This window comes from Amycolatopsis sp. NPDC047767 (assembly GCF_040704195.1).
Taxonomy (GTDB): domain Bacteria; phylum Actinomycetota; class Actinomycetes; order Mycobacteriales; family Pseudonocardiaceae; genus Amycolatopsis.
In genome coordinates this window covers 119,344-126,527 of sequence record NZ_JBEYSJ010000009.1, presented here as the reverse complement: position 1 = coordinate 126,527, position 7,184 = coordinate 119,344, and the positions used below count along the sequence as shown (strand labels likewise).

Genomic DNA, 7,184 nt, shown 5'->3' with positions numbered 1-7,184 from the left:
CGGTATCGATGCCGGACATCTACCAGCACCCGACAATTCGGTCCCTCGCAGCGGCCCTCACCACGACAACCGGCACCGAACCCGCACCTGCCTCGCAGCCGGCAACTCCGGCAGTTTCCCTTGACCCACCGAGGCCCGCCCGCAAGGGCAAGTTCGTCCTCTGCGGGGCGCTGCAACTCCTGTTCCTTCTCGGGTATCCCGCCCTCACCGCGGCCCTCTGGGTGACGGGCTTCTACTGGGTCTCGGCCAGCCCGAACCTGGTCGACGTCTACCTGCGTTCCGTCGCGTTCGGCGGTGCGATGTTCTTCGGCCTGTGCACCGTCCCGATCCTCGTCAAGTGGGTGCTCATCGGCCGGTGGAAGCCTCAGGAGATCCGCGTCTGGAGCCTGGCGTACGTCCGCTTTTGGCTCGTCAAAACGCTGATCCAGCGGAACCCGATGATGTTGTTCGTCGGTTCGCCCCTCTACGCGCTCTACCTGAGAGCGCTGGGCGCGAAGATCGGGCGCGGTGCCGTCATCTTCTCCAGGAACCTGCCCGCGTGCACCGACCTGCTCAGCATCGGCGACGGCGCGGTGATCCGGAAAGACTCGTTCTTCAACGGCTACCGAGCTCACGACGGCGTCATCCAGACGGGTGCAGTGAGCATCGGCAAGGACGCGCTCGTCGGCGAGGCGACGGTGCTCGACATCCGGACCTCGATGGGTGACGGGGCCCAGCTCGGGCACTCGTCCGCTCTGCACGTGGGTCAGGCAATACCCACCGGGGAGCGCTGGATCGGCTCACCCGCGCAGCGGGCCGTGAAGACGACCCAGATGACGGTCACAACACGCGACGTGGGCGCAGGACGACGGGTGGTCTTCTCGGCCGTGCAGCTGGCGAACCTGCTCCTGCTGGGCCTGCCGCTGACGTTCGGCATCGCGGACTTCGCGATCCCGCGGGTCCCGGAGTTCGGCCCGCTGCTGGACTCGGCACCGGTGTCGCTCACGACCTGGACGTTCTTCCGGGACGCGCTGGTCGTCTCCGCCGTGCTCTTCTTCGGCGCCATGCTCGTCGGCCTCGTGCTGGTGGGAACGGTTCCGCGCGTGCTGAACCTGTTCATCAAGCCGGACAAGGTCTATCCGCTGTACGGATTCCACTACTGGGTTCAACGCGCGATCACCCGCACGACCAACATCAGGTTCTACACGACTCTCTTCGGCGGAACTTCCTACATCATCTACTACCTGCGTTGGCTGGGCTACCGCCTCCGCGGGGTGCGGCAAACCGGTTCGAACTTCGGCGAAATGGTGAAGCACGACACCCCGTTCCTCAGCGCGGCCGGCAGCGGAACGATGGTCGCGGACGGGCTTTCCATCATCAACGCCGATTTCTCGAGCACCTCCTTCCGCCTGTCCCAGGCGTCGATCGGGCCGGACAACTTCCTGGGAAACATGATCGCCTACCCCCCGCAGAGCAAGGCGGGCGACAACTGCCTCCTCGCGACGAAGGTCATGGTGCCCCTCGACGGACAGGTGCGGAAAGGCGTGGGCCTGCTCGGCTCGCCCAGCTTCGAGATCCCACGATCGGTCAAGCGCGACAGGGATCTCGACGTGAGCAGCGCAGACGAGCTGCGCCGCGGCCTCAGGGCCAAGACCGTCTACAACACCATCAGCATGGCGCTGTTCCTGCTGGTGCGCTGGACCTTCTTCGTGTCCGTCGTCGTGGTCTACCTGGCCGCGGTCAACCTCCTGCACTTCGTGGGTTCGCTCGCACTCGCGGTCGCACTGGCCACCGCGGTGATCATCGTTTTCACGGTCGCCTACAACGTCGTGATCGACCGGCTGTTCCGGCCGCTGCAGGCCTTGGTGCCGCAGGGCTGCTCGATCTACGACCGCGCCTTCTGGCGGCACGAACGTTTCTGGAAAGTCAGTTCCCTCACCTATGTCCTCGCCTTCAACGGCACCCCGTTCAAGAACGTGATCTGGCGGTTGCTGGGCATGCGGGTCGGCCGCCGGGTCTTCGACGACGGCCTCCGCGTGCCCGAGCGGACGTTCACCACAATCGGTGACGACTGCACCCTCAACGCGGACACCATCGTCCAAACCCACTCGCAGGAGGACGGCGGATTCAAGTCGGACCGCACCACGATCGGTGCCGACTGCACCCTCGAGGTCGGCGCCTTCGTCCACTATGGCGTGACGACCGGCGACGGCGCCGTGCTCGCCACCGGCTCCTTCCTCATGAAGGGCGAGGAAATGCCACCGAACACACGGTGGGGCGGAAACCCCGCCACCGAGATGCACGAGCAACCGGGCGATCCGCAGGTCCGAAAGACCAGCGAGGACAACGGCACCGCCGTAGTCGCGCGGTGTCCTTAAAGGACATTGCCGAGCCACCACGCCCGGACAGCTGAAGTCGTCCTCCGGTCGGAACTGAAGGGAGATCGAGATGTCGTCCTCGTCATCATTGCTGCTGGACGTGGATCTGCAGCCCGGCAGGGTGCCGATGCTGCGAGCCGGGACCACCGGCGACGGACCGAACTGGGCGGCCGGGCACCGCGACGCCTTGCGCGCCGTCGTCGCCGAGCACGGTGCGGTCCTGGTCCGCGGCCTCGGGCTGCGCGATGCGGCCGAGGTCACCGAGGTGTTCCGCGGGCTGGCCACCGCGGGCCTGATGACCGAGAGAGAGGCGTTCGCGGAGCGGCAGACCTACGCCGACGGCGTGTACTCCTCGTCGAAGTGGCCACCGAACCAGCCGATGTGCATGCACCACGAACTGAGCTACCGCCTCGAGTTTCCCGGCCTGATGCTGTTCGCGTGCCTGTCCGCGCCCGCCGAGGGCGGGGCGACCGGGGTGGCGGACTCGACCGCCGTGCTCGACGCGCTGCCCGGTGACCTCGTCGAACGGCTCGAGCGGGAGGGCTGGATGCTCGTCCGCAACTACAACGAGGAGATCGGCGCGTCGCTCGCCGAGGCGCTCGGCACCGAGGACCGCGGCGCGGTCGAGAGCTACTGCCGCGCCAATGCCATCGAGTTCGAGTGGCAGCCCGACGGCGGGCTGCGCACCTGGCAGCGCCGCAGCGCGGTGGTGCGGCACCCGGTCACCGGCCGGCGCTGCTGGTTCAACCAGATCGCCTTCCTCAACGAGTGGACGCTCGACCCCGAGGTGCGCGAGTTCCTGGTCGACACCTACGGCACCGACGGGCTGCCGTTCACCACCCGCTTCGGCGGCGGCGACCCGATAGGCGAGGACGTCGTGCAGCTGCTCAACGAGGTGTACGAGGCCAACACCATGCGGGAGCCCTGGCAGGCGGGCGATCTGATGCTCGTCGACAACATCCGCAGCGCGCACAGCAGGGAGCCCTTCACCGGACCGCGCGAAGTCCTGGTCGGGATGGCGGACCCGGTTCACCTGGCCGACTGCTCGCCGACCGTCGAGATCGACGTCGGATGACCACGTCGGCACTGCGCGCCGGCCGGTCGGATGCGCACCGAGGTGTTGCCGACTTCCGGTGTCCGGCACCCGGGCGATCCCGGCCCTGTCCTCCGGGCCGAGCCGGCGCGGGAGGGGGCTGAGCCTCGCCCGCGGCCAGGCGAACCGAACAGAAGGGAACCTTCCGAGATGATCATGCGGTTGCCGGACCTCGTTGCCAGGTCCGCCCGACGCGCCCCCGACACGCCCGCCCTGACCACGCGAAGGAGCACGATCTCCTACGCGGATCTGTTGGAGCGGACGGAGCGAGCGGCCGCCGGCCTGCACGATCTCGGGCTCGATGGTGGTGAGCGCGTCGCGGTCTTCCTGGACAAGAGGATCGAGACCGTCGTGGCGCTGCTCGCCTGCTCGCGGGCCGGTGGCGTGTTCATCCCGGTGAATCCCGTGCTGCGGCCCAGGCAGGTGAGGCACATTCTCGATGACTGCGCCGTGCGGGTACTGGTGACGTCCCCGGATCGGCTGCGGGCCCTGCGCGCCGAGCTCGCCGCCTGCAAGTCACTCTCCCACGTCCTCGTGGTGGGCGACTCGCCTGGTGAGGACAAGGAAGCCCCTTACCGCGTGCATTGCTGGTCGGAGGTCGCCGAGCGCGCAACCCAGGCGGTGTGTCCTCCGACGGGTGGTGTCGACACGGATGTGGCCGCGATCCTCTACACGTCAGGCAGCACCGGGGCCCCGAAGGGCGTCGTGCTGTCGCACCGCAACCTGGTCGTCGGCGCGGAGAGTGTCAGCACCTACCTGAACAACACGGCAGAAGATCGCATCCTGGCAGTTCTCCCGCTGAGCTTCGACGCCGGACTGAGCCAATTGACGACCGGCTTTTCCGTTGGTGCCAACGTGGTGCTCGCCGACTACCTGCTGCCGGGAGATGTCGTCCGGCTGTGCGCGGAGCACCGCATCAGCGGGATGGTCGGTGTACCGCCGCTGTGGATCCAGCTCGCGGCCCAGACGTGGCCAGTCGAGGCCGTAGCCGGGATGCGCTACTTCGCGAACACCGGAGGGCGCCTCCCGCGCGTCACCCTGCAACGACTGCGAGCGATCTTCCCGACTGCGGCGCCGTACCTGATGTACGGCCTCACAGAAGCGTTCCGCTCCACCTACCTCGACCCGCGGGAGGTCGACCGGCGGCCGGATTCGATCGGCCAGGCCATCCCGAACGCCGAGATCCTCGTGGTCCGGGAGGACGGCGGCCTGTGTGGCCCGGGCGAGCCGGGTGAGCTGGTACACCGAGGTCCGCTCGTCGCCTTGGGCTATTGGAACGACGCGCAGCGGACGGCCGAGCGGTTCCGGCCGGCACCGAACCGTGCAATCGAGCTGTGTACACCTGAGCTGGCGGTCTGGTCCGGCGACGTCGTCGTCCGCGACGAGGAGGGCTTCCTGTACTTCGTCGGCCGGCGCGACGACATGATCAAGACATCGGGGTATCGGGTCAGCCCCCAGGAGATCGAGGAAGTGGCCTACGAGACCGGGCTCGTCCACGATGCCGTAGCGCTCGGCCTCGAGGACGAGGCGCTCGGCCACCGGGTCGTCCTCGCCGTGACCCCCCGCGACCCCGCCGGCTTCGACCCGGCTGCGGTGACCGCGCGCTTGCGGCAGGAACTGCCCGGCTACATGGTGCCCGCCGAGGTGGTGGTCCGCAGCGCCCTGCCCCGATCGCCGAACGGCAAGTTCGACCGGGCAGTCCTTCGCCACGAGCTCGCCGCCTCCCGCCCTCAGGAGCCCGCATGACCGCCGTCGCCCGCGCGCGCCTCAAGACCAGCCCGTTCGCAAACGCCGACGGCTTATCGCGTTCCCGGACGTCCGGCACCGGGGAACTGTTGATGCAGATCGCAGGCCGTCGGGCCTGTGTGCCCAATGAGGAGGATCCGCATGCCTCGCTCGCCAGAGATCTCGCAAGCGATTTTCGAGGACGTCAAGGCCGTCGTGGTGGGCACGCTGGACATCGAGGACCAGGCCGATGACCTCGGGCCGGAGACGGGACTGTACGGCAATCTCCCCGAGCTCGATTCGCTCACCGTCGTCAAGCTCATTATCGCCTTGCGGAAACGGTTCGGGATCGAAATAGAGATCGACGAGATCGCGTGTGAAATCTTCGACACACTCGGGCGGCTCGCGGCGTTCGTGGAGTCCAGGGTGTACCGGCGGCCGCGCAGTTGAGTCCAGCGCTGGAAACGCTGAATCCACCGTCCGGCGCCGACCCATCACCTGCTTCACGTCGGGATCGGCACCGGCGCCGGCGGCAGCGACAGTCCGGTGTAGATCTGGTTGAGCACGGTGGGCAGCAAGGCGACCGCCGTGGTCCGGCCGTCCGGGGCCAAGGTCAAGCCGGCCCAGATGGTGAGCGTGACGTCGTTGGCCGGGTCGTATCCCATGAACGAGTTGAACCCGGGACATTCACCGCCGTGGTACCACATCGCGGCGTTCGGCGCGAAACGCTGGTAGGAGATGCCGTACCCGTACTTCTGCCCGTCGGGCGCGTTCGGGTCCTCGGCTTGCAGGCTGCCTTGCCATTGCCGCTGGAAGTCGGCGTTGAAGACCTTGCCCGAGACCAGCGCCCGGATCCACGTCGCCAAGTCGTCCGAGGTGGAGATGACTCCTCCCGCAGCGGTGGCGTACGAGGGGTTCTGCCGGGTGTAGTCGTTGGGCTGCAGTGTTCCGGCCCGGGCGGCGGCCTGCAGGTCGGGCGGGTACGTCAGGTCGACGAGCGCGTAAGCGGTCCCGCCGTACATGTAACCGTGGGAGTAGCGGTCCGGGATGGAGGTGTCGGTGGCCGCGGGCAGCGAAGTCTGCCGGAGACCGAACGGGCCGAACAGGCGCTGCTGCATCTGCTGGGCCAGGGGCCGTCCGTCCACCTTCTCGGCCACCAGGCCCAGCAGCGCGTAGTTGGTGTTGTTGTACTGGTACGCCGTGCCGGGCGGGAACTCCGGCGGGCGCCGGAAGGCGATGGCCAGCACGTCCTGAGGCGTGTAGACCTTCGCCGGATCGGCGTCCAGAGCCGCCGCCAGCTCGGGTGCTTCCGTGTAGTCGTACAGGCCGCTACGCATCGTCAGCAGCTGCGCCAGGGTGATGTTGTCGCCGTTGGGCACACCGGAGACGTAGCGCGACACCGGGTCGCTGAACCGGAGCTTGCCGTCTTGCGCGAGGAGCACGATCAGCGCCGACGTCATGGTCTTGGTGTTGGAGGCGACGCGGAAGTGGGTGTCCGCATCGGGCGGCGTGGTGGTGCCCAGTTGCGTGGTACCCACTCCCGCCGTGTAGGTGCCCTGCGGCGTGCGCAGCCGCACCACCGCCCCGGGAACCAGCAGCTCCTTGGCAGCGGCCGCCACGGTCGCCCGGAACGCGGCCGGGTCGATGGGCTTCAGCGCGGACTGCGCCGATGCGGAACCGGTTGTGGTCACCGGTGCCGCCGACGTGCCGGGCGGCGGCGTCGGTGCGGACGGAGTGCACCCCGCGATCATCAACACAACAGCGGACGCGAGCCCGGCTACGCGCCAGGATCGCCGCTTCCTCCAGCGAATTCCTGTGTCACGCCGGCCCCCGGCCGGATGCGCTCGGCATACCCTCATCGTGGGTATCACCGCCTCAGCCCCGGACTCGACTACCGCGCCGGTGCTGCCGGCACCGGACGATGGCCGTCATTAGAAGCCGAAAAGCCTATCAAGCCAAGCTTTCCGCACTCAATCCCCGGTGAAATCATGGCCGGTGCGCCGAAGCCG

At 68.0% G+C, this 7,184-nt stretch carries 5 protein-coding genes; 4 read left to right on the top strand and 1 reads right to left on the bottom strand.

Annotated features, from left to right (window positions below):
• The 4 genes from AB0878_RS18715 to AB0878_RS18700 form a co-directional block, all read left to right on the top strand.
• Positions 1 to 2,357 (top strand): Pls/PosA family non-ribosomal peptide synthetase (locus tag AB0878_RS18715; RefSeq protein ID WP_366581359.1); only part of this gene is annotated, 2,357 nt, incomplete at its 5' end.
• Positions 2,358 to 2,427: 70 nt separating this feature from the next.
• Complete coding sequence (locus AB0878_RS18710; protein WP_366581357.1) at positions 2,428 to 3,432, top strand: TauD/TfdA family dioxygenase; 1,005 nt, start codon at positions 2,428 to 2,430, stop codon at positions 3,430 to 3,432.
• A gap of 168 nt (positions 3,433 to 3,600) precedes the next feature.
• Positions 3,601 to 5,196, top strand: a complete 1,596-nt coding sequence (locus AB0878_RS18705; protein WP_366581356.1) for an acyl-CoA ligase (AMP-forming), exosortase A system-associated — start codon at positions 3,601 to 3,603, stop codon at positions 5,194 to 5,196.
• Positions 5,197 to 5,337: 141 nt separating this feature from the next.
• The gene (locus AB0878_RS18700; protein WP_366581354.1) at positions 5,338 to 5,625 is read left to right on the top strand and encodes an acyl carrier protein; all 288 of its coding nucleotides are present in this window, start codon (positions 5,338 to 5,340) and stop codon (positions 5,623 to 5,625) included.
• 53 nt (positions 5,626 to 5,678) lie between these two features.
• Here AB0878_RS18700 and AB0878_RS18695 read toward each other — a convergent pair whose 3' ends face one another.
• On the bottom strand, positions 5,679 to 6,866 hold the full coding sequence (locus AB0878_RS18695) for a serine hydrolase domain-containing protein (RefSeq protein ID WP_366581352.1): 1,188 nt from the start codon (positions 6,864 to 6,866) through the stop codon (positions 5,679 to 5,681).
• Between the last annotated feature and the right edge of the window lie 318 nt (positions 6,867 to 7,184).

Coding starts and splice junctions, on each gene's coding strand:
- AB0878_RS18705 (WP_366581356.1), top strand. CDS start 3,601: ATGATCATGCGGTTGCCGGACCTCGTTGCCAGGTCCGCCCGACGCGCC.
- AB0878_RS18700 (WP_366581354.1), top strand. CDS start 5,338: ATGCCTCGCTCGCCAGAGATCTCGCAAGCGATTTTCGAGGACGTCAAG.
- AB0878_RS18710 (WP_366581357.1), top strand. CDS start 2,428: ATGTCGTCCTCGTCATCATTGCTGCTGGACGTGGATCTGCAGCCCGGC.